22 protein-coding genes and 2 tRNA genes are annotated in these 26,910 nt (G+C 72.7%); 21 read left to right on the top strand and 3 right to left on the bottom strand.

The features are described 5' to 3' along the window. The first annotated feature begins 8 nt into the window (after positions 1 to 8). The 8 genes from ACIRB4_RS19010 (at position 9) to ACIRB4_RS18975 (ending at position 8,429) form a co-directional block, all read left to right on the top strand. Positions 9 to 1,187 (top strand): acyl-CoA dehydrogenase family protein, encoded by a 1,179-nt coding sequence (locus tag ACIRB4_RS19010; RefSeq protein ID WP_403292614.1) that lies wholly within the window; start codon positions 9 to 11, stop codon positions 1,185 to 1,187. 50 nt (positions 1,188 to 1,237) lie between these two features. After that, a complete protein-coding gene (locus ACIRB4_RS19005) occupies positions 1,238 to 2,191 on the top strand; it encodes a bifunctional MaoC family dehydratase N-terminal/OB-fold nucleic acid binding domain-containing protein (RefSeq protein ID WP_403292934.1) in 954 nt (317 codons plus the stop codon). Position 2,192: 1 nt separating this feature from the next. Next, complete coding sequence (locus ACIRB4_RS19000) at positions 2,193 to 3,356, top strand: acyl-CoA dehydrogenase family protein (RefSeq protein WP_403292611.1); 1,164 nt, start codon at positions 2,193 to 2,195, stop codon at positions 3,354 to 3,356. Further along, entirely contained in the window at positions 3,353 to 3,757 is a 405-nt protein-coding gene (locus ACIRB4_RS18995; protein ID WP_403292610.1) for a MaoC family dehydratase, read from the top strand. Before ACIRB4_RS19000 ends, ACIRB4_RS18995 begins: the two co-directional genes overlap by 4 nt. Then, a complete protein-coding gene (locus tag ACIRB4_RS18990) occupies positions 3,754 to 4,920 on the top strand; it encodes a lipid-transfer protein (RefSeq protein ID WP_403292609.1) in 1,167 nt (388 codons plus the stop codon). Before ACIRB4_RS18995 ends, ACIRB4_RS18990 begins: the two co-directional genes overlap by 4 nt. 52 nt (positions 4,921 to 4,972) lie before the next feature. Next, on the top strand, positions 4,973 to 5,905 hold the full coding sequence (locus ACIRB4_RS18985) for a DUF1906 domain-containing protein (protein WP_403292607.1): 933 nt from the start codon (positions 4,973 to 4,975) through the stop codon (positions 5,903 to 5,905). Positions 5,906 to 6,076: 171 nt separating this feature from the next. Further along, positions 6,077 to 6,643, top strand: a complete 567-nt coding sequence (locus ACIRB4_RS18980; protein WP_403292605.1) for a SigE family RNA polymerase sigma factor — start codon at positions 6,077 to 6,079, stop codon at positions 6,641 to 6,643. A 133-nt stretch (positions 6,644 to 6,776) separates the two neighbouring features. Next, the gene (locus ACIRB4_RS18975; RefSeq protein ID WP_403292603.1) at positions 6,777 to 8,429 is read left to right on the top strand and encodes a long-chain fatty acid--CoA ligase; all 1,653 of its coding nucleotides are present in this window, start codon (positions 6,777 to 6,779) and stop codon (positions 8,427 to 8,429) included. A 79-nt stretch (positions 8,430 to 8,508) separates the two neighbouring features. Here the strand turns inward: ACIRB4_RS18975 and ACIRB4_RS18970 are convergent, their stop codons facing one another. Both ACIRB4_RS18970 and ACIRB4_RS18965 read right to left on the bottom strand, forming a co-directional pair. Further along, on the bottom strand, positions 8,509 to 12,342 hold the full coding sequence (locus ACIRB4_RS18970; RefSeq protein WP_403292601.1) for a PAS domain-containing protein: 3,834 nt from the start codon (positions 12,340 to 12,342) through the stop codon (positions 8,509 to 8,511). A gap of 185 nt (positions 12,343 to 12,527) precedes the next feature. Next, positions 12,528 to 12,995: an SSI family serine proteinase inhibitor gene (locus ACIRB4_RS18965; protein ID WP_403292599.1), complete on the bottom strand. Its 468-nt coding sequence runs from the start codon at positions 12,993 to 12,995 to the stop codon at positions 12,528 to 12,530. A gap of 232 nt (positions 12,996 to 13,227) precedes the next feature. On the opposite strand from ACIRB4_RS18965, the gene ACIRB4_RS18960 reads away from it, so the two are divergent. The 13 genes from ACIRB4_RS18960 (at position 13,228) to ACIRB4_RS18900 (ending at position 26,066) form a co-directional block, all read left to right on the top strand. Next, a tRNA-Ser gene (locus tag ACIRB4_RS18960) sits at positions 13,228 to 13,318 on the top strand. Between the two features lie 264 nt (positions 13,319 to 13,582). After that, positions 13,583 to 13,655, top strand: a tRNA-Arg gene (locus ACIRB4_RS18955). Positions 13,656 to 13,800: 145 nt separating this feature from the next. After that, on the top strand, positions 13,801 to 14,166 hold the full coding sequence (locus tag ACIRB4_RS18950) for a PH domain-containing protein (protein WP_403292597.1): 366 nt from the start codon (positions 13,801 to 13,803) through the stop codon (positions 14,164 to 14,166). 130 nt (positions 14,167 to 14,296) lie between these two features. Then, the gene (locus ACIRB4_RS18945) at positions 14,297 to 15,166 is read left to right on the top strand and encodes a Bro-N domain-containing protein (protein ID WP_403292595.1); all 870 of its coding nucleotides are present in this window, start codon (positions 14,297 to 14,299) and stop codon (positions 15,164 to 15,166) included. 190 nt (positions 15,167 to 15,356) lie between these two features. Continuing rightward, positions 15,357 to 16,220 (top strand): DUF2797 domain-containing protein, encoded by an 864-nt coding sequence (locus ACIRB4_RS18940; protein WP_403292593.1) that lies wholly within the window; start codon positions 15,357 to 15,359, stop codon positions 16,218 to 16,220. Between the two features lie 85 nt (positions 16,221 to 16,305). Beyond that, the gene (locus tag ACIRB4_RS18935) at positions 16,306 to 16,641 is read left to right on the top strand and encodes an antibiotic biosynthesis monooxygenase family protein (protein ID WP_403292591.1); all 336 of its coding nucleotides are present in this window, start codon (positions 16,306 to 16,308) and stop codon (positions 16,639 to 16,641) included. A 34-nt stretch (positions 16,642 to 16,675) separates the two neighbouring features. Then, positions 16,676 to 17,662 (top strand): amidohydrolase family protein, encoded by a 987-nt coding sequence (locus ACIRB4_RS18930; RefSeq protein ID WP_403292590.1) that lies wholly within the window; start codon positions 16,676 to 16,678, stop codon positions 17,660 to 17,662. Between the two features lie 96 nt (positions 17,663 to 17,758). Continuing rightward, complete coding sequence (locus tag ACIRB4_RS18925; RefSeq protein WP_403292588.1) at positions 17,759 to 18,496, top strand: response regulator transcription factor; 738 nt, start codon at positions 17,759 to 17,761, stop codon at positions 18,494 to 18,496. A 173-nt stretch (positions 18,497 to 18,669) separates the two neighbouring features. Beyond that, a complete protein-coding gene (locus ACIRB4_RS18920; RefSeq protein WP_403292932.1) occupies positions 18,670 to 20,217 on the top strand; it encodes a sensor histidine kinase in 1,548 nt (515 codons plus the stop codon). A 25-nt stretch (positions 20,218 to 20,242) separates the two neighbouring features. Beyond that, positions 20,243 to 21,559 carry a glycosyltransferase gene (locus ACIRB4_RS18915; protein ID WP_403292586.1) on the top strand — a complete coding sequence of 439 codons (1,317 nt, stop codon included), beginning with the start codon at positions 20,243 to 20,245 and terminating at the stop codon, positions 21,557 to 21,559. Next, positions 21,556 to 23,628: an ArnT family glycosyltransferase gene (locus ACIRB4_RS18910; RefSeq protein WP_403292585.1), complete on the top strand. Its 2,073-nt coding sequence runs from the start codon at positions 21,556 to 21,558 to the stop codon at positions 23,626 to 23,628. Before ACIRB4_RS18915 ends, ACIRB4_RS18910 begins: the two co-directional genes overlap by 4 nt. Positions 23,629 to 23,747: 119 nt before the next feature. Next, positions 23,748 to 25,268 (top strand): DHA2 family efflux MFS transporter permease subunit, encoded by a 1,521-nt coding sequence (locus ACIRB4_RS18905; protein ID WP_403292583.1) that lies wholly within the window; start codon positions 23,748 to 23,750, stop codon positions 25,266 to 25,268. A 33-nt stretch (positions 25,269 to 25,301) separates the two neighbouring features. After that, positions 25,302 to 26,066: a TetR/AcrR family transcriptional regulator gene (locus ACIRB4_RS18900; protein ID WP_403292582.1), complete on the top strand. Its 765-nt coding sequence runs from the start codon at positions 25,302 to 25,304 to the stop codon at positions 26,064 to 26,066. A 31-nt stretch (positions 26,067 to 26,097) separates the two neighbouring features. Here ACIRB4_RS18900 and ACIRB4_RS18895 read toward each other — a convergent pair whose 3' ends face one another. Then, a complete protein-coding gene (locus tag ACIRB4_RS18895) occupies positions 26,098 to 26,901 on the bottom strand; it encodes a YceI family protein (RefSeq protein ID WP_403292581.1) in 804 nt (267 codons plus the stop codon). Between the last annotated feature and the right edge of the window lie 9 nt (positions 26,902 to 26,910).

Below are 26,910 nucleotides of genomic sequence, written 5' to 3'. Positions count from 1 at the left end.
CCGTCGCCGTGCATCTCGCCCCGACCGAGCGGCAGCTGCGGCTGCGCGCCGAGCTTCGTGCGTACTTCCGCGATGTGATGCCCGACGGTCCGCCGCCCTCCACCGACACCGTCGCCCAGCGGCGGCTCCTGCGCCGGATCGGCGGTGACGGCATGCTCGGTCTCGGCTGGCCCGAGGAGTACGGGGGGCAGGGCCGGGGCCCCGACGAGCAGTTCGTCTTCTTCGACGAGGCCTATCGGGCCGGCGCGCCCGTCTCCATGGTCACGCTCAACACCGTCGGCCCGACCCTCATGAAGTACGGCACCGAGGAGCAGAAGGCCGCCCTCCTGCCCGGCATCCTGCGCGGGGAGACCGTCTTCGCCATCGGGTACAGCGAGCCCGAGGCCGGCACCGATCTGGCCTCGCTGCGTACGAAGGCCGTACGGGACGGGGGCTCCTGGCTGATCGACGGGCAGAAGGTCTTCACCTCCAACGCCCAGAACGCCGACTGGATCTGGCTCGCCTGCCGCACCGACCCCGAGGCCCCCAGGCACCAGGGCATCTCCATCGTCCTCGTCCCCACTCACGCCCCCGGCTTCTCCTGGACCCCGATCGAGACCGTCGGCGGGCTGACGACGACCGCGACCTACTACGACGGCGTCCGCGTGCCCGCCGGAAACCTGGTCGGCGCCGAGAACGCCGGTTGGGGGCTGATCACCAACCAGCTCAACCACGAACGGGTCGCCCTCGCCGCCATCGGCATGCAGGCCGAGGACTTCTACGAGGCCGCCCTCCGCCGCGCGCGTACACCCGAACCGGTGACCGGCCGGCGCCGCATCGACGAGCCGTGGGTACGGATCCGGGCCGCCGAAGCCCACGCCCGGCTGGCCGCGACACGCCTGCTCAACTGGCGACTCGTGGCTGACGTCGGGGCCGGTCGGCTCTCGCCGGGCGACGCGAGCGGAGTGAAGTTCGCGGGAACCGAATCGGCGGTCGAGGTGTACCGGATGTGCCAGGAGATCGCCGGCGGAGCGGCACTGGTCAGGGCGGGGTCGCCGGGCGAGTTCGACGGCGGTGAGCTGGAGCGGATGAACCGCGCCGCACAGATCAACACCTTCGGTGGAGGGGTGAGCGAGGTGCAGCGCGAGATCGTGGCCACGACCCGACTCGGCATGGGGCGTGCGCCGAGGGGCGGTGGGCGCCCGTGAGCAGGACGGAGAAGACCGGGCCGGTGGGGTCGGTCGCGTACGTCAGCCAGATCGCGGAGGCCGAGGAGGCGGCGGGGGTCGCGGAGGCCGAGGGCCTTCAGGAGCGGTTGAAGGCGTACGAGGGGCGGGTCGCCGTCGCCTCGGGCGTCGGCAAGGACCCCGTCAACGCGCCCATGATCCGGCACTGGTGCGAGGCCATGGGCGACACCAACCCGGCGTACAGAGGGCCGGACGCCGTCGCGCCACCCACCATGCTGCAGGCGTGGACGATGGGCGGCCTCTCCGGGCACACCGGCCGCCCCGGACGCACCGGCCGCTCCGAGGCCTACGACGAGCTGCTCGCCCTCCTCGACGGTGCCGGATACACCTCGGTCGTCGCCACCGACTGCGAGCAGGAGTATCTCCGGCCCCTGAAGCCCGGTCACGTGGTCACCTTCGACGCCGTGATCGAGTCGGTGTCGGAGCGCAAGACCACCAAGCTCGGGACCGGGCACTTCGTCACGACCCGCATGGACGTACGGGCGGACGGCGAACTCGCCGGCACCCACCGCTTCCGCATCCTCAAGTACGCCCCGGCGGCGAAGAGAACCCCTGTAAAGCGGCCGCGACCCGTGATCAACCGGGACAACGCCGGGTTCTGGGAGGGCGTCGCAGCCCATCGGCTGCTCATCCAGCGGTGCGCGGCCTGTGCGAGGCCGCGCTTTCCCTGGCTGCCCGGATGCAACGCCTGCGGCTCGCAGGAGTGGCACGCCGTCGAGGCGAGCGGGTCCGGCACCGTCTTCTCGTACGTGGTGATGCACCACCCGCCCTTTCCCGCCTTCGACCCCCCGTACGCCGTCGGTCTCGTCGAACTGGCCGAGGGCGTCCGGATGGTCAGCAACGTCGTCGGGGTGCCCCACGACAAGGTCCGGATCGGGATGCCGGTCCGGTTGGAGTTCCTCCGCGTGGACGAGGAGCTGGAGCTGCCCGTCTTCCGGGCCGCGGCGGAGGGGGGCGAGTTCTGACATGGACTTCACTCCCACGGAGGAGCAGACCGCGGCCGTGGAGCTCGCGGCGTGGATCTTCGGCGATCTCGCCACGCACGAACGGCTCAGGGACGCCGGCACGGATTCGGACGCCGGACTCTGGAAGGCCCTGTGCGCGGCCGGGCTGCCGGGAGCCGTCGAGGAGACCGGACTGCTCGGACTGGTCCTGCTGGCCGAGGAACAGGGGCGGACGACCGCTCAGGTGCCGTTCACGGCGAGCTGTGTGTACGGGCTCCTCACCGTCGCCCGGCACGGTACGGAAGAACAGCGGGCCCGGCTGCTGCCCGGGCTGCGGGACGGTACGACGGTGGTGACCGGGGCCTTCCCCGGGACGGGCGCGGGCGCGGGGGCGGTACGGGTCGACGGGGACGGGTTTCTCGCGGGAACGGTGGACTGGGTGCCCTGGCTCAGGGACGCCACCCACGTCCTCGTACCGGACGAGGAGCACGCGCTCTGGTGGGTGCCCACGGCGGAGGCGTCCGTGACGCCCGTCGAACTCACCGCCCCCTGGGCCGCCGGGCGGCTCGTCCTCGACGGCGCCCGAGGCGAGCGGATCGGTGGTGTCCGAGGCGAGCACAAGGGCAGTGCCCCAGGCGAGCGGCGGATGGAGGGCGTCGGGGCCTACGAGGACGTGCTGGCCATGGCCCGGATCGCCTTCGCCGGGCTCCAGGCCGGGGTCTGCGCCGGGTCGCTCGCCCGGGCCGTCGCCCACACCTCCGTACGCGAGCAGTTCGGGCGGCCCCTCGCCACCCGCCAGGCGGTGCAGCTCCGGGCCGCCGACGCCCATATGGACACCGAGGCGATCCGGGTCACCGCGTACGAGGCGGCCTGGCGCCATGACCAGGGCCTGCCGGCGGCGGAGCAGGCTCTCACGGCCGCCTGGTGGGCCTCGGAGGCCGGAAAGCGGGTCGTCCATACCGGGCAGCATCTGCACGGGGGCATGGGGGCCGATCTCGACCACCCCGTCCACCGGCACTTCCTCTGGGGCAGGCAGCTCGACGCGTACCTCGGCTGCGGCACCGAACTCCTCGCCGAACTCGGGAAAGTGATCGCGAACCGGGGCCTGACCCCGAACCGAGACGCGCTCGCGAACCGGGGTCCGCTCGCGCACGCCGACCAGCCCGCGGACGGAGCCCTGTCATGAACGCCGGTGACGAGCTTCCGCCGCTCGACATCCCCATCACCCGCACCCTGATCGTCGCCGGAGCCGTCGCCTCACGCGACTACCAGGACGTGCACCACGACGCGGAGCTCGCGAGGGAGAAGGGCTCCCCGGACATCTTCATGAACATCCTGACGACCAACGGCCTGGTGGGCCGGTACATCACCGACCACTTCGGCCCCGGCGCCGTCCTCCGCAAGGTGGCGATACGGCTCGGCGCCCCCAACCACCCCGGCGACACCATGACCTTGACCGGCACGGTCACGGAGGTCGACGGTCCCACGGTCCGGGTACGGGTCGTGGGCGCCAACCGTCTCGGCCACCACGTCACCGGCACGGTGACCGTGACCCTGCCCGAGCGCGCCGGGAGGGGGGCGCCATGAGCATCCGCAGGGCCGACACGCTCGGCGGCCGCGCCGCCATCGCCGGGATCGGTGCGACCGAGTTCTCCAAGGACTCCGGCCGCAGCGAGCTGAAGCTCGCCGTCGAGGCCGTGCACACGGCCCTCGACGACGCCGGTCTCACCGCCGACGACGTCGACGGCCTCGTCACGTTCACGATGGACACCAGCCCCGAGATCACCGTCGCCCAAGCGGCCGGTATCGGCGAGCTGTCGTTCTTCTCCCGCGTCCACTACGGCGGCGGAGCCGCCTGCGCCACCGTCCAGCAGGCCGCCCTCGCCGTCGCCACCGGCGTCGCCGAAGTCGTCGTCTGCTACCGCGCGTTCAACGAACGGTCGGGCCGCCGCTTCGGCTCCGGTGTCCAACGGCGCGAGCCCTCGGCCGAGGGCGCCGCGCTGGGCTGGCAGCTTCCCTTCGGGCTGCTCACCCCCGCCTCGTGGGTCGCCATGACCGCCCAGCGCTATCTCCACACCTACGGCCTGACCCCGAAGGCCTTCGGCCATGTCGCCGTCACCGACCGCCGGCACGCGGCCCGCAACCCCGCCGCGTACTTCTACGGGCAGCCGATCACCCTCGCCGACCACGCCGCCTCGCGGTGGATCGTGGAGCCGCTCCGCCTGCTCGACTGCTGTCAGGAGACCGACGGCGGACAGGCGATCGTCGTCACCTCCGCCGAGCGGGCCCGCGACCTGCGGCATCCGCCCGCGTCGATCGTCGCCGCCGCCCAGGGCGCCGGACGCGCCCAGGAGGCGATGACCAGCTTCTACCGCGACGACCTGACCGGGCTCCCGGAGATGGGCGTGGTGGCACGGCAGCTGTGGCGGAGCTCGGGGATCGGCCCGGGCGACATCGACGTCGGCATCCTCTACGACCACTTCACTCCCTTCGTACTGATGCAGCTGGAGGAGTTCGGGTTCTGCGGGCGGGGGGAGGCGGCGGACTTCGTGGCGGCGGACGCGCTGCCGCTGAACACGCACGGAGGACAGCTGGGTGAGGCGTATCTGCACGGGATGAACGGCATCGCCGAGGGGGTACGGCAGGTGCGCGGTACGTCCGTGAACCAGGTGCCCGGCGTGGCCAGGACACTGGTCACGGCGGGCACCGGGGTTCCCACGTCCGGGTTGATCCTGGGCACGGACGGCTGAGGCGACGGCCCGAGCGGTGGCCGGGCCGGGCGAGTGGCACTTCACTCGCCCCATGGAAAGCTCCCTGAACGTGACCCGGCCTCACCACCGGTCCGTACGGGCACGGGTCCTCGGCCCCGCCGTGGCGGCCGCGCTCACCGCCGCGGCGCTCGCTGCCCCGGCCACGGCACCCGCGCCCCCAGAAGCGCCCCCAGCCCCACCCGCCCGCGCCGACGCGCCGGCCCCCGCCCCGGCCCTCGCACCCCCGGCCGACCCTTCGTACCAGCGCTTCCTCGGCCGGGCCTTCGACACCTGTGAGGCGCCCTCCCTCGCCGTCATGGAGGCCTGGCGCGCCTCCCCGTACCAGGCCGTCGGCATCTACTTCGGAGGCCGGGGCCGAGGCTGCCTCACCCAGCGGCACCTCACCCCGTCCTGGGTCTCCTCGGTGCACGCGATGGGCTGGCGGCTGCTCCCGCTCTTCGTCGGCTCGCAGGCGCCCTGCGTCTTCGCCGAGGACAAGAAGGACGTCCCGATCGGTTCCACTCCCTGGCTCCAGGGCACCCAGGAGGCCGGTGAGGCCGTGGAGGCGGCCCGGGCGCTGGGGATCGGTCCGTCGAGTCCGCTCTATCTCGACATGGAGGCCTATCGGCTCACCGACACCTCCTGTACCGCGACCACCTTGCTCTTCGTCCGTGCCTGGAATCGGGAGGTCCGCCGCCAGGGCTACCTGCCCGGCTTCTACAGCAGCGCCGACTCCGGCGTCCGCCATATGGAGCAGGCGCGGCAGGCCGGGGCCGAAGACCTTCCGGCGGTGCTGTGGTTCGCGCGCTGGTCCGGTGCGCCGGCGCTGTACACGGAGCCGGTGCTGCCGTCCACGGCCTGGCGGGAGTACGGGCGGATCCACCAGTACGCGGGCAATGTCGCGGAGTCGTACGGCGGCGCCCGGCTGGTGATCGACCGCAACTCGACCGACGCGCCGGTCGCCCACGTCCTGCCCGCCTCCTGACAGCCGCCCCTGACACGCCCCCCCGCCCCCGCCACCGACCCTGAGCCCGTCCCCCACCCCCGACTCCACCTTCAGGAGGTCCAGCCGTCCTCCCCCCTACAACCTGAGGCGGAGTGCGGGTCGGGACCTGGGGCCGATCCCGGGGATCGTCCCCGCTTCTAGCGTGTAGTCATGACTCCGCCACCCTCTGGCCCCGTCTGCGCCGGCGCCTCCACGGCCGCCCTGGGGGCCGCCGTGACCATCGGCTACCCGTCCTTCTCGTCGTACGTACGGGCTCGCGGGCCCGTACTGCTGCGCACCGCGCGCTCGCTGACCGCGAACCCGTCGGACGCCGAGGACCTGCTGCAGACCGCGCTGGCCAAGACCTTCGTCGCCTGGGAGCGGATCGAGGACCACCGCGCCCTGGACGGCTACGTACGCCGTGCGCTGCTGAACACCCGTACGTCCCAGTGGCGCAAGCGCAAGGTCGACGAGTTCAGCTGCGACGAGCTGCCGGAGCCGGCCGGTCCGCCGGAGTCCGACCCCGCCGAGCGGCAGGTCCTGCACGACGCCATGTGGCGAGCGGTGATGAAGCTCCCCGAGCGGCAGCGGGCGATGGTCGTCCTGCGATACTACGAAGACCTCAGCGAGGCCCAGACGGCCGAGGTGCTCGGGGTGTCGATCGGTACGGTGAAGAGCGCGGTGTCGAGGGCGCTCGGGAAGCTGCGCGAGGACCCGGAGCTGGCCCCGGTCCGCTGACCACGTGTGCCGCCGCCTCGCCGGCGTCGGCGATCAACGGCATTTCCGTACTCCCGGGTAGTGACATACCGCGCGGTACGTGCGCAGAATCTGCACACCCTTACTGCCACGTAGCGCCCACCGGGAGGACGCCGTGCTGAGCACCATGCAGGACGTACAGCTGACCGTGACCCGCATCCTGAAGCACGGGATGACGATCCACGGGAAGTCCCTGATCACCACCTGGACCGGCGAGCCCGAGCCGCAGCGCCGCACGTTCGCGGAGACGGGGGCACGCGCGACCCAGCTGGCCAACGCCCTGCGCGACGAGCTCGGAGTCACCGGCGACCAGCGGGTCGCGACCCTCATGTGGAACAACGCCGAGCACGTCGAGGCGTACTTCGCGATCCCGTCGATGGGCGCGGTGCTCCACACCCTCAACCTGCGGCTTCCCCCCGAGCAGCTCGTCTGGATCGTCAACCACGCCGCCGACCGCGTCGTGCTGGTCAACGGCTCGCTGCTGCCCCTCCTCGCGCCGCTGCTGCCGCACCTGCCGACCATCGAGCACATCGTGGTCTCGGGCCCCGGCGACCGTTCCGTCCTCGACGGAGTGGCGCCCCGCGTGCACGACTACGAGGAGCTGATCGCCGGCCGCCCGACCACCTTCGACTGGCCCGAGCTGGACGAGCGTTCGGCGGCCGCCATGTGCTACACCTCCGGCACCACCGGCGACCCGAAGGGCGTCGTCTACTCCCACCGCTCGATCTACCTGCACTCCATGCAGGTGAACATGGCCGAGTCGATGGGCCTGACGGACAGGGACACGACCCTCGTCGTCGTCCCGCAGTTCCACGTCAACGCCTGGGGCCTGCCGCACGCCACCTTCATGACCGGCATCAACATGCTCATGCCGGACCGCTTCCTCCAGCCGGCCCCGCTCGCCGACATGATCGAGCGGGAGAGGCCCAGCCACGCCGCCGCCGTCCCCACCATCTGGCAGGGCCTCCTCGCCGAGGTCACCGCCAACCCGCGCGACCTCTCCTCCATGCGCCAGGTCACCATCGGCGGCGCGGCCTGCCCGCCCTCCCTCATGGAGGCGTACGACAAGCTCGGCGTCCGCCTCTGTCACGCCTGGGGCATGACGGAGACCTCCCCGCTCGGCACCATGGCCCACCCGCCGGCCGGTCTCACCGGGGAGGAGGAGTGGCCGTACCGCGTCACCCAGGGCCGTTTCCCGGCCGGCGTCGAGGCCCGGCTCGTCGGCCCCGGCGGTGAACACCTGCCCTGGGACGGCGAGTCGGCCGGCGAGCTGGAGGTCCGTGGCACCTGGATCGCGGGCTCGTACTTCGGTGGGATCGACGGCGAACCGATCCGCCCGGCCGACAAGTTCAGCGAGGACGGCTGGCTGAAGACCGGAGACGTCGGCGTCATCAGCCCGGACGGCTACCTCACGCTCACCGACCGCGCCAAGGACGTCATCAAGTCCGGTGGCGAATGGATCTCGAGCGTCGAGCTGGAGAACGCGATCATGGCGCACCCGGAGGTCGCCGAGGCCGCCGTCGTCGCCGTGCCGGACGAGAGGTGGGGTGAGCGGCCGCTCGCGACCGTCGTCCTCAAGGAGGGTTCGACGGCCGACTACGCGACGCTGAAGTCCTTCCTCGCCACCGAGGGCGGCATCGCCAAGTGGCAGCTGCCGGAGCGCTGGGCGATCGTGCCGGCGGTGCCGAAGACGAGCGTGGGGAAGTTCGACAAGAAGGTGATCCGCAGGCAGTACGCGGAGGGCGAGCTGGACGTGACCCAGCTGTAGGGCGGACGTACGGCTGTTCGTCCTCGGGCCTGTCCGGCGGATGTGGGTGCTGATCCGCCGGACAGGCCCTGGCCTGGTCCTAGTTCGTTCCGATCTTCGCCAGCAGGTCCACGATCCGTGCCTGCACCTCGGTGCTGGTGGAGCGCTCGGCCAGGAAGAGGACCGTCTCGCCGGACGACAGCTTCGGCAGCTCGGCCTCGTCGAGACCGGCCGAGGTGTAGACGACGAGCGGGGTGTGGTTCAACTGCCCGTTCGCACGCAGCCAGTCGATGATCCCGGCCCGGCGGCGGCGCACCTGCATCAGGTCCATCACCACGAGGTTCGGCCGCGTCTGGGTGGCCAGCGCGACCGCCTCCGTGTCGGTCGCGGCCCGCGCCACCTGCATCCCACGCCGCTCCAGGGTGGCGGCGAGCGCCTGCGCGATCTCCTCGTGCTCCTCGATCAGCAGCACGCGGGACGGGTGCTGCTCGCTGTCGCGGGGCGCCAGCGCCTTCAGGAGTACGGCCGGGTCGGCGCCGTACGCCGCCTCGCGGGTGGCCTGCCCGAGACCGGCCGCGAGCAGCACCGGGACCTCGGCGGCGACGGCGGCCTGGCGCAGCGACTGGAGCGCGGTACGGGTGATCGGCCCGGTCAGCGGGTCGACGAAGAGCGCGGCCGGGAAGGCGGCGATCTGGGCGTCGACCTCCTCGCGGGAGTGCACGATCACGGGGCGGTAGCCGCGGTCGCTCAGGGCCTGCTGCGTGGCGACGTCCGGCGCGGGCCAGACGAGCAGCCGGCGGGGATTGTCCAGCGGCTCCGGGGGCAGCTCGTCGTCCACGGGCTGCGGAAGCGGCCTGTTCGCGACCTCCACCGCACCGCCGGGACCGTCGAGCGGTTCCGGGCCCTCGGCGGCGCCCTCGGCAGGTGCCCCTATGGCGTAGGCGCGGCCCTCGGGGGCGGGGGGAGCGAGCTTGGGCGCGGGGGTGGCCTGCTGCGGGTGCGGCTTGGCCACCGGTTCCGAGGGGGTGGCCACCGGCCGGTCGCCCTCGGGCGGGGTGGCGAGCCTGCGCCGCCGCCCGGAGCCGTTGGACGCGGGGATGCCGTTCGTGCCGGTCACACCGCTGACGGGCGTCCCGCCGCTCGGGCTGTGAGCGCTCTGCGGGGCCGGCTGGTGCTGCGGGATCGGCTGAGGCTGGGGCTGAGGCTGGGGGATCGGCTGGCTCTGCGGGCCTTGCTGGCTCTGCGGACCTTGCTGGTTCTGTTGGCTCTGCTGGGCCGCGATCTGCTGGGCGAACGGGACACCCTGACCGAGCGTCCGGACACTGAACGCCCGCCCGCCCTGCGTCCCGTCCTTCGGTGCCTGACCCTGCTGCGCCCGTTCCTGCTGCACGCGTTCCTGCTGCCCGGCCGCCTCGGACGGCAGCGGCTGCGCGGTCGGAGGCAGCGGCGCGGAGCCGGTGGCGGCCCGGGTCTCCTGCGGGGCGGTGCCCGGAATCCCGGCCGACGTGTCCTGGGCCCCCCGGCGCCGACCGGTCGGCTCGGGCTGCGGGTGGGTCTGCGGGTGGTGCTGCGGGGACGGCTGAACGGTGCCCGGCCGGGACGGAACGGCGTCGTGCCGCCCCTCGTCGCTCACGGGGAGCGGGCCCGGTGCGGCCGGTGCGGGTGCCGGTGCCTGTGCCGGGTCGCGGTCCGCGTCCGCCGGGGGGAGCGCGAACGGCGTACGCGGCCCGGTGGCGGCCGCCGCCGCCCGCTCCTGCGCGGCCGCGAGCGCCCGCCGCCGGCGCCCGCTGGGCTGGCCCTGCGGGGTCTCATCCGGGCTCGCGACGGCGGGCAGAGCCCTCGCCAGGGCGGGTGCATCGGCGGGGACGCCCTGAGGGGGAACGGTGTCCCCGAGCGCGGCACGGCCCTGCGCGCCTTCGGCGGCGGTCACCACCGAGCCCTCGGCGGGACGGCCGCGACGACGCCCGGTGGCCCCGGACTCCGCACCCGCACCCGTGCCCGCGCTCTGGGCCGGGATCAGCTCGGCGGCGGCCGGTGCGTCCGCCGTCTCCGTACGACCACGCCGGCGACCCGTCGGCCCGGCACCCCCAGCGGCACCGCCGGTGCCCGGAACGGAACCGGATCCCGGAACGGAACCGGATCCCGGAACGAGACCGTCCTCCGCCGCCACCGAGGTCTCCAGGAAGGCGTCGGTCGACGCCCGCCGGGCTCGCCGCCGGCCGCCTCCGTGGGTCTCCGAGGCCTGCGCGGGCAGCGCGAGCTGTCCCCCTGGTTGCGCTCCCTGGGGCCCCGGCCCGGCCTCGGGACGGGGCCTCCGCTCCAGTTCCGCGGCGGGCGGCGGAGCGACCGTCCCCCTCCCGCTGCCGAGCGGAACCTCCAGGACGTACGCGCTGCCGCTCATCCCGGGCACCTCGTGCGTCTGCACCACACCGCCGTGCGCCGCCACGATCCCGCGCACGATGGGCTGGTGGACCGGGTCGCCACCGGCGTACGGCCCGCGTACCTCGATCCGTACGACGTCACCGCGCTGCGCGGCCGCCACCACGATCGTCGAGTCGGCGTATCCGGCCCCCGGTACCACCCGGGCCTTGCCGGTCGAGTCGACGCCGGCCACGTCCGCGACGAGATGCGCGAGCGCGGTCGCGAGGCGCCCCGCGTCCACCTCCGCCTCGATCGGCGGCGCGTGCACGGCGAACTGGACGCGGCCCGGCCCGATGAGCTCCACGGCCCCGTCGACGCCGGCGCTCACGGCCGAGTCGAGCAGCACCACGCTCTTGTCCAGGGTCTCCACCCCGGAGTCCAGGCGCTGGTAGCCCAGGACGTTGTCGACGAGGGTGGTCATCCGGGCGTACCCGGCGGCCAGATGGTGCAGCAGCTGGTTGGCCTCGGGCCACAGCTGCCCGGCGTCGTCGGCGGCGAGCGTGGAGAGCTCCGTGCGCAGCTCCTCCAGGGGCCCGCGCAGCGACTCCCCGAGGACGGCCGTCAGCTGTTCGTGCCGGGCGGCCAGCTCCTCGTACCGCTCCTTCTGCCGCTCCACCTCGGCGGCGTGCCGCTCGGTGCGGTCGGCGAGCTCGGACGCGTGCCGCTCCGTGAGCTCGGCGAGCTCGGCGGCGTGCTCGTCGAGGAGCTGCTGGTACGGCCGGCGGTCGGTGAAGGTCATCACCGCGCCGACGAGCTGGTCCCCGTCCCGTACGGGTGCGGTGGTCAGGTCGACCGGCACCTGCGAACCGTTCTTCGCCCACAGCACCTGCCCCCGCACCCGGTGCTTGCGGCCCGACTTGAGCGTGTCCGCGAGCGGCGACTCCTCGTACGGGAACGGCTCGCCGTCCGGCCGCGAGTGCAGGATCAGCGGGTGCAGCTCCTTGCCGCCGAGATCGCTGGCCCGGAAGCCGAGGATCTGCGCGGCGGCGGGGTTGACGAGGACGACCCGCCCCTCGGTGTCCGTACCGACGACACCCTCGGCGGCGGCGCGCAGGATCATCTCGGTCTGGCGCTGTGAGCGGGCGAGTTCGGCCTCGGTGTCGAGGGTGCCGGTGAGATCGCGTACGACGAGCATGAGCAGCTCGTCGCCGGTGTAGCCGCTGTACGAGTCGTAGGCCTCGCGGCCGTCCTCCAGGCTGGCGCTGGTCACCTCGACGGCGAACTCGCTGCCGTCGGTGCGGCGGGCGATCATCCGGGTCGGCTTGGTGCGGCCCTGCTCGTCGGTGCCCTCGGGGCGCCGCATGGAGCCGGGGATCAGCCGGGAGTCGAAACCGGGCAGCAGATCGAGCAGCCCGCGCCCGACGAGCGCGGTGCCGGGGGTCTCGAACATGCCGAGGGCGATGGTGTTGGCGTTGACGACCGTGCCGTTGCAGTTGACGAGCACGAGGCCGTCGGGGAGGGCGTCAAGTATGGCTGCGAGGCGAGCAGCGCCTCGGGATGGCCTGCTGCTCACGACGACGCTTCCTCCCTGACCCACTGCACCTTGCCCGGCGGCTGGCCGGCCCCATCTTGCCCCTAGGGCCGCAGCCTGTCACTGAAGGAGTCTAAGGGCAGGCTCGGAGGGAGGGGGGCGAGGTCTCGTGCCCCCGGCAAGATCCGAACGTCTTCCTCACGACATCCGCCACGACATCCGCCAGGTCATCCGCGCACGCGGGGCAGTACGGGCTCCAGGTTCTCCCAGCGGTCGATCTCGCATCCGTTGGCCCGGGAGAAGCGGGCGTCGATGCTGCGGCCCTGCCAGGTGCCCTTGATGTGCGCGACGGCGGCGCCGCCGTACATCTGGGTGCAGAACTGATCCCCGCCGACCGGCCGGAACGGGTCCTTGCGTTCCCGCGCGAGCTGGTCGAGCCGCCGGCAGGCGTTCTGCGCGGCGGGGTGGTCGCCGCCGGCCTTGGCGCCGCACTCGAGCCGGAACGTACCGTCGGCCTGGCGGTGACCGCTCTTCTCGACGGTCACGGTGAGGGTGTCGGCCGGGGCGAGCAGGGACAGGGGCGGCAGCGGCCCGTGCCCGAGGGGGACGATCGCGCCGGCGGTGGTCGCGGTGGTGGCGGTGGCGAGGGTCGCGACGGCGGTGGTGACGGTCGCGAGGACGAGGCGACGCAGCATACGAACTCCAGGACGGCGAGGGTGGAGAGATGCGGACGGGATACGGACTCGTGGCCCGTCTTCTCTAACGCTCCGTACGGCCGTTCGTTGCGCAAGCGGGAGTGGCCCATGTGAGGAGCCGACGGGCTTTGCTCTCGGCCCCGGGGGGCTAGTACGGTGAGAAGCGATTGGTGGCACGAGGCCCGCCTGTGTCATCATCTGCACGCACCACTCGCGCCCGCGCGGGGTGCATGGAGGCGTCGCCTAGTCCGGTCTATGGCGCCGCACTGCTAATGCGGTTTGGGTCTTAAAGCCCATCGAGGGTTCAAATCCCTCCGCCTCCGCCCCACCCGAAGCCCCGGCCCCACGGCCGGGGCTTCGCCCGTTCCGGGCGCCGTCCCGACCCCTCCCGCGCGCCGTGCTCGACCGCCCCGCGCCCACTCCTCGCGCCGGGCGCCGGTCACTCTCCTGGGGGACACGATGAGACCCCGGAATGACGTTTCCGCAGGTCAGAGGGGGTCCGGCTAATGGATTTCGCGCTACGGCGCAGGTCATGTAATGTTGTTCCCGCAACGCCGACCGGCAAGAAAAAAAGCCGGGAAGCACAAGCACTCGTAGCTTAACGGATAGAGCATCTGACTACGGATCAGAAGGTTGCAGGTTCGAATCCTGCCGAGTGCACAGCAGACGAGAGGCCCCGGACGAGAGTCCGGGGCCTCTCGCGTTGTGGCCGGACGGTGCGAAGGCTGGCTGGGGCGTGAGGGTGGCCGCATGGGCGGGATAGAGTCGGAAGATCCTTTTGTCGTCTTTTCTTGGGGGGTTCCACATGGCGCTGTTCGGGAACGCGCACGCGATCAATCCGGCGCAGGCTCAGCAGGACTACGCGCGGCTGCTCGGGCAGGGGGAGCAGATCCACGCCGCATACTTGTTGATCCGCGACACGATCTTCTTCACCGACCGGCGGCTCGTGCTCGTCGACAAGCAGGGCATCACCGGTAAGAAGGTGGAGTACCACTCGATCCCGTACCGGAGCATCACGCACTTCTCCGTCGAGACCGCCGGCACCTTCGACCTCGACGCCGAGCTGAAGATATGGATCTCGGGCAACTCCATGCCGATCCAGAAGACCTTCACCAAGGGCGTGGACATCTACGAGGTGCAGGCGATCCTGACCCAGTTCGTGGCGCGGTAGTCCGCGCCTCCCGGTGTGGAGCGAGGCCCCCGGTTTCCGAGGGGCCTTCTTCTTTCGGGTGAACGCGCCTGGAATCCCATGTCAGTTGAATATGCCATCGGCCTAGCGTCGCTTCTGGAGGTGAGGCTCGATGGACGAGCAGCTCGGGCAGAAGGACGCGATCGATGTCGACGACTTCGTCTTCGCGGCGACGGGCGCACGCTTGCGGAGGCTGACGATGCCGGACGGGACCCACTGGTTCCCGGCGGTCGACGCCGCGAAGCGGCTGGGGTACGTCAACACCCGGCAGGCAGTAATCGCGCATGTGGCCGCAGAGCGCCAACAGGTGCTCGGTGAACTCGCACGCGGTGTCCTCGGACCGGACGTCGCCCGCAAGATCGCGGGTCACGGCCTCCAGAAGTCCATGAAGGTGGTGGATCTGCACGGGCTCATCCAGCTCGTCAACGCCTGTACCAAGCCCGACTCCGCGCCCTTCAAGGCCTGGGTCGCCGACGTCGTCGCCACCGTCCAGCGCGATGGGGCCTACGCGCTCGAACCCTCCCCCGTACACGCCGGCTACCTCATGCCGCGAGAGGTCGTCGACATCATCGTCCGGCTCGAGAAGCGGAACCTGCGGCTGGAAGCGGAGTTCGCCCGGCAGGCCGAGCAGAACGCGCTGCTCTGGGACGCGAACCGGAACCTCTCCCGCATCGCCGACTCCCTCGAACGGCTCGCCGTCCCCGCCCAGCGCACCGGCCACGCCCCGACCCCGGAGGAACTCCTCGCCTCCTGGCAGGCCGACCACCACCCCCTCACCGGGGACGCGCACGCCGTCGCCGCCTACCTCGCGCCCGCGCTCGTACGGGGTGGGGCCCGGTACCGGCTGGAGGAGATCGCGCGGCGGACCGGACTCGACATCGAGCGGGTGCGGGACTGCGTGGCCTTGCTCGTGGCGCGCGGCTGCATCCGGCAGACCGGCACCGCACCGGACGGGACCCGGATCTACCTGCTGCCGGAGTGAGGTCCCGTCCGGACGGGGTGACGTGCCCGTTCGGCGGGAGCGGCGGACCGCCGGGTGCGGTCCAGACGCACGCAGGGCCCGTCCCGCCGGACCCTCCGGCCCAGTGCAGACCGGCAGGGGCCCGTCCCCCCGGACCGCCCCGCCCGGTGCACACTGGCAGCCGGACGGCCGACGGCAGGGGAGGGCGCACATGGTGTGGCGGTGCGCCGGAATGCGGTGGAGCGGGGGAGCACCGGGGCTGCGCTGGGTGGGCGGGCGTGTGTCCGGCCTTGAGTACGGGCAGCTGATCGGCTTCCAGGCCGTCGACCGCCGGCTCTGCCCCGGCGCCCGCGGCAACCCCTGCCCGCTCGGCGCGACCGTCCCCGGGCGCGCCACCGGCGGCCAGTGCGCCGAGTGCGCGCGGCTCGACCGGCTGCGTTCGGTGGCCGCGGACACGATCGCGGACGATCCCCGGCCGTACCGCGTCTACCTCGCCTGGTTCGGGCCCGGCATGACCAAGGTCGGCATCACGGCCGAGGCCCGCGACGACGCCCGGCTCCTGGAGCAGGGGGCCGTCGCCTTCAGCTGGCTCGGACGCGGGCCGCTCATGGCCGCCCGGCGGACCGAGGAGCTCCTTCGCCACGCCCTGAAGGTGCCGGACCGGATCCCGTACGCGCGGAAGCGGGGCGTACGGCACGACCTGCCTCCCGCCCCTGAGCGCGCCCGGCAGATCGAGGAGCTGTACCGGCGGGCCGTCGCCCTGCCCGGCTGGGCCGAGACGCTGGAGCCGCTCGGGCTCCATGTGCACGACCACGCCGACGCCTTCCACCTCCATGGCCTACCGCCCCTCTCCGGAACCGTCACCGAACTCGTCGCGGGCGGTGCCGTCGCCGGCCGCCTCCTCGCCGCCGCCGGGCCCGACCTGCACCTTCTGGATTCCCAGGGGCGCTGCCTCGCCCTCGACACCCGGCTCATGAGCGGCTGGGGCATCGTCTCGGCCGACCCCGGCGCACCCGTCACCGTGCCGGTCGCCGAGGCCGGACCCGTACCGCCGGACCAGCCCGAGCTGTTCTGACCGTGGCCCCGCCTCCGTAAAGACTTGGATCCCTTCCGGCGGCCCGTATGGACACACCCGCCTCCCCCGGCCCAGGGTGATCCACATGACCCAGCGCCTGGTGGCGGGCCTCGAACCGCCTTACTACACCGTCGTCTTCACGTCCGTGCTCCCCGGCAGCCCCGAGGGGTACGCCGAGACCGCCGCCCGCATGAACGAACTCGTCCAGGACGTACCGGGCTTCCTCGGCAGCGACTCCGCCCGCAGCCCCGGCGGCATCGGCATCACCGTCGCGTACTTCCGCGACACCGAAGGCCTCGACGCCTGGCGCCGCAACGCCGAGCACCAGGCGGCCCAGCGCCACGGGCGCGAGCACTGGTACGAGAGCTACAGCGTCCATGTCGCCAAGGTGGAGCGGAGCTACGGCTTTGACAGGGGATGACCGGGGGGATGACCGGGGGGAGGGGCTCCTCGGCATGGACGGCTCTGGGGAGGGCGGCTGCGGGGAGGGGCTCCTCGGGGAGGGCGGGCCCGGTGACGACCGCGCCGGGCAGGGCGGCCTCGGGAACGGCCGGCTCACGCGCGACGGGCTCGGCGACGACGGACCCCGGGCGTTCGCCGCGGCCCTCGGGCTTCCCGGGCTCGTCGACGTCCACACCCACTTCATGCCCCAGAACGTCCTCGACAAGGTCTGGGCCTACTTCGACGCCGTCGGCCCCCTCACCGGCCTGGAGTGGCCGATCACCTACCGCGAGGAGGAGGACCGCCGGGTCGACATCCTGCGCGGCTTCGGCGTCCGCGCCTTCACCTCGATGCTCTACCCCCACAAGGCCGGCATGGCCCGGTGGCTCAACGGCTGGGCCGCCGACTTCGCCGCCCGTACCCCCGACTGCCTGCACACCGCCACCCTCTACCCCGAGCCGGAGGCCACCGGCTACGTGGATCACGCCCTCGCGTCCGGCGCCCGCGTCCTCAAAGTGCACCTCCAGGTCGGCGGCTTCGACCCCAACCACGACCTGCTCGACGACAGCTGGGGAGCGATCGCCGACGCACGCGTACCCGTCGTGATCCACTGCGGCTCCGGTCCCGCCCCCGGGAAGTTCACCGGCCCCGGGCCCGTCGGGCGGCTGCTCGCCCGCCATCCCCGCCTGCGGCTGGTCGTCGCGCACATGGGCATGCCGGAGTACGCCGACTTCCTCGATCTCGCCGAGCGGTACGAGGACGTCCTCCTCGACACCACCATGGCCTTCACCGACTTCAGCGAACGCCTCGCGCCCTTCCCCGCCGACGAGCTGCCGCGGCTGCGGGCCCTGGGCCACCGGATCCTCCTCGGTTCCGACTTCCCGAACATCCCCTATCCGTACGTCCACCAGCTCCACGCCCTCGAACGGCTCGGGCTCGGCGACGACTGGCTGCGCGGGGTCGTGCACGACAACGCGGCGGGGGCCTTCGGCCTCGCGTAGCCCGTCGCCCGTTCGCCTGTCGGCTCTCCCCCCGTTCTCAGGGAATTCACAGGGAAGCGAAAGGGAGCTTTCAGCACCTCCGGCCAGCGTGGAAGCATGACCGCGACCACGCCTCAACGGCGCACCGACATGCTCCGGCCCGACGGCTCCGCCGTCCGTGTCCTCGTCGTCGACGACGAGGCGTCGCTCGCCGAGCTCCTCTCCATGGCCCTGCGGTACGAGGGCTGGCAGGTGCACAGCGCCGCCGACGGAGCCGGGGCCCTGCGCACGGCGCGGGAGTTCCGGCCCGACGTGGTGATCCTGGACATGATGCTGCCCGACATGGACGGGCTCACCGTCCTCGGCGGTCTGCGGCGGGAGCTGCCCGAGGTGCCGGTGCTCTTCCTGACCGCCAGGGACGCCGTCGAGGACCGGATCGCCGGGCTCACGGCGGGAGGCGACGACTACGTCACCAAGCCGTTCAGCCTGGAGGAGGTCGTGGCGCGGCTGCGCGGGCTCATCCGGCGCTCCGGGGCCGCGCAGGCGCGCAGCGAGTCGATGCTCGTGGTCGGTGACCTCACCCTCGACGAGGACAGCCACGAGGTCACCCGCGGCGGTGAGTCGATCCATCTCACCGCCACCGAGTTCGAGCTGCTGCGCTACCTCATGCGCAACCCGCGCCGCGTCCTCAGCAAGGCGCAGATCCTCGACCGGGTCTGGTCGTACGACTTCGGCGGCCAGGCGAACGTCGTCGAGCTGTACATCTCCTACCTCCGGCGGAAGATCGACGCCGGGCGCAGCCCGATGATCCACACGCGGCGCGGGGCCGGGTATCTGATCAAGCCGGGGGAGTAGCCCGGGTGCACGGATTCCGTGGGCTGCGGCCGGCGTCCCTTCGTGCCCGGCGGCCGGGCGGCCCCCGGACGCTTCGTACGCGGCCGGGCGTCCCGCGGTCCCGCCGTACCCGACCGGCTGTCCGGTGGTCGTTCCGTACGCGACTCGTCGTCCCGTGGTCCCTCCGTACGCGGCTGGTCGTCTCCGCCGTCGCCCTGATCGCCGTCGTCGCCGCCGTGATCGGGACCGTGACGACGGTCGCGTTCCGGTCCTATCTCCACGACCAGGCCGACGCCCAGCTGCGGAACGTCGCCAATCGGGCCGCCGGGCCGCCGATCACCGCTGCCGGTGGGCCCGGCGGCCTGCCCGGTGGCGGCTCGCACGATCCGCTCGGCTTCGTCATCGGCCCCGGCTCCCCGCTCGGCACGCTCGGCGCCGTGGTCGTCGACGGCGAGCTGGGGAAGGCCGGGGTCTCCGACCCGCCGCGGCAGGGCGCGTACGGGCCGATGTACAGCGTCCGCGACCTGGGCGGTGCCCAGCGCGCCGCGCTCGCCGCCGTCCCGCGCGACGGCGAGCCGCACACCGTGGAGCTGCCGGGCCTGGACGACGCCTATCGCGTCCAGTACGCCACCGGGGAACGCGGGGACTATCTCGTCGGGCTTCCGCTCGGCGAGGTCGAGGACGCCCTCTCCACGCTGATCCTCGTCGAGGTCAGCGTCACCGGCGCCGGGCTCGTCGCCGCCTCGCTCGCCGGCGGGGCGATGGTCGGGATCGCGCTGCGGCCGCTGCGGCGGGTCGCCGCGACCGCCACCCAGGTCTCCGAACTGCCCCTGCACAGCGGAGAGGTGGCCCTGCCCCAGCGCGTGCCGGACGCCGAGGCCGACCCGCGGACCGAGGTCGGACAGGTCGGCGCGGCCATCAACCGCATGCTCGACCACGTCCACTCCGCGCTCCACGCCCGCCAGCGGAGCGAGACACGGGTACGGCAGTTCGTCGCCGACGCGAGCCACGAGCTGCGCACCCCGCTGGCCTCCATCCGGGGGTACGCGGAGCTGACCCGGCGCGGTGGTGAGAAGTGCGGGCCCGACACGCGGCACGCGCTCGGGCGGATCGAGTCCGAGGCGACCCGGATGACGGGCCTGGTGGAGGATCTGCTGCTGCTCGCCCGGCTGGACGCCGGACGCCCGCTCTCGTACGAGGAAACGGATCTCGCCCCGCTGGTCGTGGACGCCCTCAGCGACGCCCGTGCCGCCGGGCCCGGCCACCACTGGCGTCTCGAACTGCCCGAGGAGGCGGTCGAGATACGGGCGGACGGCGCACGTCTGCACCAGGTCCTGGTCAACCTCCTCGCCAACGCCCGGACCCATACCCCGCCCGGCACCACCGTCACCGCACGCGTGCGCGGTGACGACGGCGGTGGTGGTGGCGTCCTCGTCGAGGTCGAGGACGACGGGCCCGGAGTCCCCGCCGCGCTCCTCCCCCACGTCTTCGAGCGGTTCGCCCGTGGTGACGCCTCACGCTCCCGCCCGGCGGGTGACCAGGCGGGGAGCACGGGGCTCGGTCTGGCCATCGTCCGGGCCGTCGTCCTCGCGCACGGCGGCGAGGTGAGGGTCGACAGCGTTCCCGGCCGGACCGTCTTCACCGTCCGGCTGCCCGGCCGCGACGACCACGGGCCCCGCTCCAACGGCCCCGGCGCCCGCCGCGACTCACAGGCAGGGCACAGGCTCATCACACAGCCGTGACAGCGGCCCCCGCGAGGGTCGGGGCATGCGAACCCAATCGACAACGGGGCCCGCGTCCGGCGCCCTTCCCGCCCGGGAGCACCTGCCCGTCGGTGTGGCCGGGCGGCCCGTCCTCGACGTGGTGATTCCCGTCCACAACGAGGAGAAGGACCTGGAGCCGTGCGTGCTGCGGCTCCATGAGCACCTCTCCCGCACCTTCCCCTACGGCTTCCGCATCACCGTCGCCGACAACGCCTCCACCGACAGCACACCGGCCGTCGCGGGCGCCCTCGCCGCCGAACTGCCCGAGGTGCGATCCGTACGCCTGGAGGAGAAGGGTCGCGGCCGTGCGCTGCGTACCGTCTGGTCGCACTCGGACGCGCCCGTCCTCGCCTACATGGACGCGGACCTGTCCACCGACCTCAACGCGCTCCTGCCGCTCGTCGCCCCCCTCATCTCCGGGCACTCGGACCTCGCGATCGGGTCCCGGCTCGCCCGCTCCTCGCGGGTGGTGCGCGGGCCGAAGCGGGAGTTCATCTCCCGGGCCTACAACCTGATCCTGCGCGGCTCGCTCGCCGCCCGGTTCTCCGACGCGCAGTGCGGGTTCAAGGCGATACGGGGAGAGGTCGCGCGGCGTCTGCTGCCGATGGTCGAGGACACGGGCTGGTTCTTCGACACCGAGATGCTGGTCCTCGCCGAGCGGGCCGGGCTGCGCATCCACGAGGTCCCGGTGGACTGGGTCGACGACCCCGACTCCACCGTCCACATCGTGCGGACCGCGACCGACGACCTGAAGGGCGTATGGCGGGTGGGCCGGGCCCTCGCCACCGGCTCGCTGCCGCTCGACCGGCTCGCCCGCCCCTTCGGGGACGACCCCCGGGACAGGCAACTCGTCGGTGTGCCGGGGGGACTGGCCCGGCAGCTCGTCGGCTTCTGCGTCGTCGGTGTCCTGTCCACCCTCTGCTATCTGGCGCTGTACTCGGCCTTCCGGCTCGGCGCCGGCCCCCAACTCGCCAACGCCGGAGCCCTGCTGGTGTCGGCCGTCGCCAACACGGCCGCGAACCGGCGTCTCACCTTCGCGGTACGAGGGAGAGACCGCGCCGTACGCCACCAGGCCCAAGGGCTCGTCGTCTTCGGCATCGGCCTCGCGCTGACCAGCGGCTCCCTGGCCGCGCTCGCCGTGGCCACCGGCGACCCCGCCCACTCCACCGAGCTCGCCGTGCTGATCACGGCCAACCTGGCCGCGACCGTCCTGCGCTTCCTGCTCTTCCGGCTCTGGGTCTTCCCGGACCGCCGTAACGACTCCGTCGACGCCGGCACCGCCTCCTCCACCGCCGCCTCCTCCGCAAGGACATTCCGATGACCACCGCACAGGTGCCCTCCCCACCGGTCCCCCACGGCGAGGCGAACGCCTCGCCCCCCGCCCGCTTCTGTCGGGGGCGGGCCGACGACGAGCCCTGGGTGCGGCCCGCGTTCCTCGCGGTCCTCCTCCTCACCGGCGTCCTCTATCTCTGGAACCTGTCCGCCTCCGGATACGCCAACTCCTTCTACTCCGCCGCCGTCCAGGCGGGCAGCGAGAGCTGGAAGGCCTTCTTCTTCGGCTCGCTCGACGCGGCGAACGCCATCACCGTCGACAAGCCGCCGGCCGCGCTCTGGCCGATGGCGCTCTCCGTCCGCCTCTTCGGTCTCGGCTCCTGGCAGATCCTCGTGCCCGAGGTGCTGATGGGCGTGACGACGGTCGCCGTCCTGTACGCGGCCGTACGGCGCCGGTTCGGCGCGGGCGCAGGGCTGATCGCGGCCTCGGTGCTGGCCCTCACCCCCGTCGCGGCGCTGATGTTCCGCTTCAACAACCCGGACGCGCTGCTCGCGCTGCTGATGACGGTCGCCGTGTATCTGGTGCTCCGCGCCCTGGAGGACGGGCGGACGAAGTGGCTGGTGTGGGCGGGGGCCGCCTTCGGTCTCGCGTTTCTCGCCAAGACGCTCCAGGCGTTCCTGATCCTGCCGCCGCTGGCGCTCGTGTACGCGGTGTGCGCGCCGGCCGGGATCGGCCGCCGGATCGGTCAACTCGCCCTCTCCGGAGTCGCGTTGTTGGTATCGGCGGGCTGGTGGGTGGCCCTGGTCGAACTGTGGCCCGCGTCCTCCCGCCCGTACATCGGAGGCTCGCAGAGCAACAGCTTCCTCGAGCTGACCTTCGGCTACAACGGCCTCGGCCGGATCAACGGCAACGAGACCGGCAGTGTCGGCGGCGGTGGCGGTCCCGGCGGTGGTCCCGGCGGCGGTCAGGGTGGCGGCTGGGGCGAGACGGGCATCGGGCGGATGTTCAACGACGCCGTCGGCGGCCAGGTCTCCTGGCTCCTGCCCGCCGCGCTGATCCTGCTCCTCGCCGGCCTGATGATCACCTGGAAGGCGCCTCGGACGGACACCGCCAGGTCGGCGTTCCTGGTGTGGGGCGGTTCGCTGCTCCTGACCGTCGCCGTGTTCAGCTTCATGGCCGGGATCTTCCACGAGTACTACACGGTGGCCCTGGCTCCGTACATCGCGGCGCTCGTCGGCATGGGGGCGAGCGTCCTCTGGGAGGAGCGGACGCGTCTCCTCGCCTCGGCTGCCCTCGCGGTGACGGCCGGGGCGACGGCGGTGTGGGGCTGGACGCTCCTCGGCCGGACGCCGGACTGGCTGCCGTGGCTGCGCTGGGCCGTGCTGATCGGGGGCTCGGTGGCGGCGCTCGGGCTGCTGCTCGCCGGGCGGCTGGACCGGCGGCTCGGTCTCGCGGTCGCGGGGCTCGGCCTGGCGGCGGGGCTCGCGGGCCCGTTCGCGTACACGCTGTCCACGCTGGGCAGCGGCCACCAGGGGTCGATCGTGACGGCGGGCCCGTCGGGCGGCGCCCTGGGCGGAAGGCCGGGCGGGATGCGCGCCTTCGAGGGCGGACCTCCGGGCGGCCCCGGCGGTACTCCTGCCCAGGGCATGCCCACCGGCACCGGTACCGGGGACGGCGCCGGCCGTGCGGAACGCTTCGGCGGCCCGGGCGGTGGCGGTCGCGGAGGCGGCGGCATGGGCGGCCTCCTCAACGGCGCGAAAGTCGGCGAGAAGGCCGAGGCCGCCCTTCTGGAGGGCGCCGACGCCTACACCTGGGCGGCGGCGACCGTCGGCGCGCAGAACGCGGCCAGTTACCAACTCGCCACCGGGAAGCCGGTGATGGCGATCGGCGGCTTCAACGGCAGCGACCCGTCACCGACCCTCGCGCGGTTCAAGCAGTACGTCGCCCAGGCGCAGATCCACTACTTCATCGGCGGCACGGAGCCGGGAGCCGCCGAGGGCGGGACGCGCGCGGGCGGTCCGGGCGGCGACTCCACGATCGCCGCCTGGGTCTCCGCCACCTTCGAGGAGGTCACGCTCGACGGCGCCACCTTCTACGACCTGACGCGGAAGAAGTAACCGGGCGAAGTTTCACGAGGAGCCGCCGGAAGGGCCGTTCGAGAAAACTCCTATACACCGTACGAGAGCTCTTGTACGGTGTACGAGACCGAGTCCCGTACACCGTACAAGGGGGAGCCATGACGGCGACGACCGCCGAGAACCGACCCGCCGCCGGGAAACCGTCCGGCGGCCACCCGCAGCGCTGGCTGATCCTGGGCGTCATCTGCCTCGCCCAGCTCACCGTGCTGCTCGACAACACCGTGCTCAGCGTCGCCATCCCGTCGCTGACCTCGGAGCTCCACGCCTCGACCAGCGACATCCAGTGGATGATCAACGCGTACTCGCTCGTCCAGTCCGGCCTGCTGCTCACCGCCGGCAACGCCGCCGACCGCTACGGCCGCAAGAAGCTCCTCGCCGCCGGACTCGCGCTCTTCGGCCTCGGCTCGCTCGCCGCCGGACTGGCCGACTCCACCGCCCAGCTGATCGCCGCCCGCGCGGGCATGGGCGTCGGCGGGGCGCTGCTCATGACCACCACGCTCGCCGTCGTGATGCAGATCTTCGACGAATCGGAGCGGGTCAAGGCGATCGCGCTGTGGGCCACCGTCGGTTCGCTCGGCTTCGCCGCGGGACCGCTGATCGGCGGTGTCATCCTCGAGCACTTCTGGTGGGGAATGATCTTCCTCATCAACATCCCGGTCGCGCTCGTCGGCCTGATCGCCGTCCTGAAGCTCGTACCGGAGTCGAAGAACCCGCAGGGCGACCGCCCCGACCTGATGGGCGCGCTGCTCTCCACCATCGGCATGACCGCCGCCGTGTACGCGATCATCACCGGTCCGGAGCACGGCTGGACCTCCGCCGAGGTGCTGATCCCCGCGGCGATCGGTGTCGTCGTCCTCGGCGCCTTCGCGGTGTGGGAGCTGCGCGTCCCGTACCCCATGCTCGACATGCACTTCTTCCGCAACCAGAAGTTCGTGGGCGCCGTCGCCGGCGCGATCCTGGTCATGTTCGGCATGGGCGGTTCGCTCTTCCTGCTCACCCAGCACCTGCAGTTCGTCCTCGGTTACGAGCCGCTCGAAGCGGGTCTGCGGATGGCCCCGCTCGCCCTGACCGTCGTCGCGCTCAACCTCACCGGTGTCGGCCCGCGGATCGTCATGAAGCTCGGCACCCCGCCCACCGTGGCGGTCGGCATGACCCTGGTCGCGGGCGGGCTCGCTTCGATCGCCCTGATCGGCGGCGGCACGGACGGCAGCTACTGGGGGATGCTCCTCGGCCTTGTCCTGATGGGCATCGGCCTCGCCGTCTCCAACCCGGCCATGGCCAACGCCATCATGAGCGCGATCCCGCCGGAGAAGGCGGGGGTGGGCGCCGGTGTCAACGGCACCCTCGCCGAGCTGGGCAACGGCCTCGGTGTCGCCGTCCTCGGAGCCGTGCTCAACGCCCGGTTCGCGGCGCTGGTAGCCGTCACCGCGACCTCGCTGCCGGCGGCCCTCGCGGCGGCCGGAGGCGAGGCCGAGCGGCGGCAGATCTCGGACGCCTTCGCCTCCGGGCTGCAGACCAGCCAGCTGGTCGGTGCCATCGCGGTCTTCGCCGGCGGTCTGCTGGCCGCGGCCCTGCTCACCCGCGCCGAGCGGTCCGAGAAGAAGTCGGCCGCTGCATAGCATGGGCACGACCACCGACCGAGGAGGAACGCGATGGTGAAGGCAGCCGACCGGGCGAAGAACCCGGCGCGTTCCAGCGTCTGGCTGGAGAAGCGGGCCGCCCGCGCGGGGGGCGGCCCGGCCGGCCTCGACCGGGACCGGATCGTCGCCGCCGCGATCCGGATGCTCGACGAGGAGGGCCTGGCCAAGCTCTCGATGCGCAAACTCGCGACCGAGCTCGGCGTCACCGCCATGTCCCTGTACTGGTACGTGGACACGAAGGACGACATCATCGAGTACGCCGTGGACACGGTCTACGGCGAGATCGACCTGGACGCGGTCGACGCCGCCGGGGACTGGCGGGACCGTATCCGGGTGCTCGCCCTGGACTACCGCCGGATGCTGGTCCGCCACGTGTGGATGTCCCCGTCCGCCGGCCAGTACCTGAACATCGGCCCGAACGCGATCGCCGTCGGCTCCAAGATCCAGGAGGCGATCCGCGACACCGGCCTGCCGATGGGCCGTCAGCCGAGCGCGATGTCGGCGGTCTTCCAGTTCGTGTACGGCTACGGAACGATCGAGGCGCAGTTCGGGCGCCGGGCGGCGGAGGCCGGGATGTCGCAGAACGACTTCTACGGTGAGTCGATCAAGGCCTTCCGCGACGACCCCCACTTCGTGGAGGCGCTCGAACCGCTGGCGGAGCTCCTCGACGAGCGGGCCTCGCACGGCAGTGTCAGCGACATCTGGGAGCGGGACTTCGCCTACGCCCTCGACATCCTGATCGCGGGCATCGAGGTCATGGCGGCCCGCCCCTCCTGACGGTCACTCACACCGAACCGCCGGCGACCGCTCACGCCTCCCGGACGGCCTGGATGTCGAGCGTCACCCGCAGCGTGGTGCCGATCGCCGCGATGCCCGCCGCCACCACCTGGTTGTAGTTCATCGCGAAGTCCTCCCGCCGCAGCTCCGCCTCCGCGCGGAACGCCGCCCGCACGCCGCCCCACGGATCCGGGCCCGTACCCAGGTAGGACAGGTCCAACGGCACCTCGCGGGTGACGCCCCGCAGGGTGAGCGTGCCGTCCACGGTCCAGCGGTCGGGGCCGGCCGGGCGGAGAGCCGTGCTGCGGTAGGTGAGCTCGGGGAAGCGGTCGACGTCCAGGAAGTCCGCGGACCTCAGGTGCTTGTCCCGCAGGCCGTTGCCCGTGTCGACGGACGCGGCCGCGATCACCGCCTCCACCCGCGAGGCGAGCGGGTCCGGGGCGATCTCGATGAGGCCGCCGAACTCCGTGAACCGGCCGTGCACGCTGGAGATCCCCAGGTGCTGGGCCACCGCCCCGACCGACGAGTGGGCGGCGTCCAGCCTCCATACGCCCGGCTCGGGCAGTTCCGTCCCGCCCGCGCGGGCCAGGACGACCGTGCCCAGCTCCGCCCGGCCCGAGCCGCCGACGAGCGCCGTGCGCGCGTCCGGGGCGTAGCCGACGGCAGTCACCACGACCGTGTACGCCCCCGGGGCCAGCGCGGGCTCCGAGCGTACGATCCCGTCGGCGTCCGCCGCCGCCCGCAGGACCTGCGCGCCGGATCCGTCCGTCACGGTCACCACCGCGTGCTGGACCGGCCACCCGTCGCGGGTCCGTACCTGTGCCTGCAGTCCCATCCGTACCTC

The organism is Streptomyces sp. NPDC093600 (assembly GCF_044764755.1).
Classification (GTDB): Bacteria; Actinomycetota; Actinomycetes; order Streptomycetales; family Streptomycetaceae; genus Streptomyces.
This window is presented reverse-complemented; position numbering and strand designations above follow the sequence as displayed.

Coding starts and splice junctions, on each gene's coding strand:
- ACIRB4_RS19000 (WP_403292611.1), top strand. CDS start 2,193: ATGGACTTCACTCCCACGGAGGAGCAGACCGCGGCCGTGGAGCTCGCG.
- ACIRB4_RS18995 (WP_403292610.1), top strand. CDS start 3,353: ATGAACGCCGGTGACGAGCTTCCGCCGCTCGACATCCCCATCACCCGC.
- ACIRB4_RS18990 (WP_403292609.1), top strand. CDS start 3,754: ATGAGCATCCGCAGGGCCGACACGCTCGGCGGCCGCGCCGCCATCGCC.
- ACIRB4_RS18985 (WP_403292607.1), top strand. CDS start 4,973: ATGGAAAGCTCCCTGAACGTGACCCGGCCTCACCACCGGTCCGTACGG.
- ACIRB4_RS18980 (WP_403292605.1), top strand. CDS start 6,077: ATGACTCCGCCACCCTCTGGCCCCGTCTGCGCCGGCGCCTCCACGGCC.
- ACIRB4_RS18965 (WP_403292599.1), bottom strand. CDS start 12,995: ATGCTGCGTCGCCTCGTCCTCGCGACCGTCACCACCGCCGTCGCGACC.
- ACIRB4_RS18950 (WP_403292597.1), top strand. CDS start 13,801: ATGGCGCTGTTCGGGAACGCGCACGCGATCAATCCGGCGCAGGCTCAG.
- ACIRB4_RS18945 (WP_403292595.1), top strand. CDS start 14,297: ATGGACGAGCAGCTCGGGCAGAAGGACGCGATCGATGTCGACGACTTC.
- ACIRB4_RS18940 (WP_403292593.1), top strand. CDS start 15,357: ATGGTGTGGCGGTGCGCCGGAATGCGGTGGAGCGGGGGAGCACCGGGG.
- ACIRB4_RS18935 (WP_403292591.1), top strand. CDS start 16,306: ATGACCCAGCGCCTGGTGGCGGGCCTCGAACCGCCTTACTACACCGTC.
- ACIRB4_RS18930 (WP_403292590.1), top strand. CDS start 16,676: ATGGACGGCTCTGGGGAGGGCGGCTGCGGGGAGGGGCTCCTCGGGGAG.
- ACIRB4_RS18925 (WP_403292588.1), top strand. CDS start 17,759: ATGACCGCGACCACGCCTCAACGGCGCACCGACATGCTCCGGCCCGAC.
- ACIRB4_RS18915 (WP_403292586.1), top strand. CDS start 20,243: ATGCGAACCCAATCGACAACGGGGCCCGCGTCCGGCGCCCTTCCCGCC.
- ACIRB4_RS18910 (WP_403292585.1), top strand. CDS start 21,556: ATGACCACCGCACAGGTGCCCTCCCCACCGGTCCCCCACGGCGAGGCG.
- ACIRB4_RS18905 (WP_403292583.1), top strand. CDS start 23,748: ATGACGGCGACGACCGCCGAGAACCGACCCGCCGCCGGGAAACCGTCC.
- ACIRB4_RS18900 (WP_403292582.1), top strand. CDS start 25,302: ATGGTGAAGGCAGCCGACCGGGCGAAGAACCCGGCGCGTTCCAGCGTC.
- ACIRB4_RS18895 (WP_403292581.1), bottom strand. CDS start 26,901: ATGGGACTGCAGGCACAGGTACGGACCCGCGACGGGTGGCCGGTCCAG.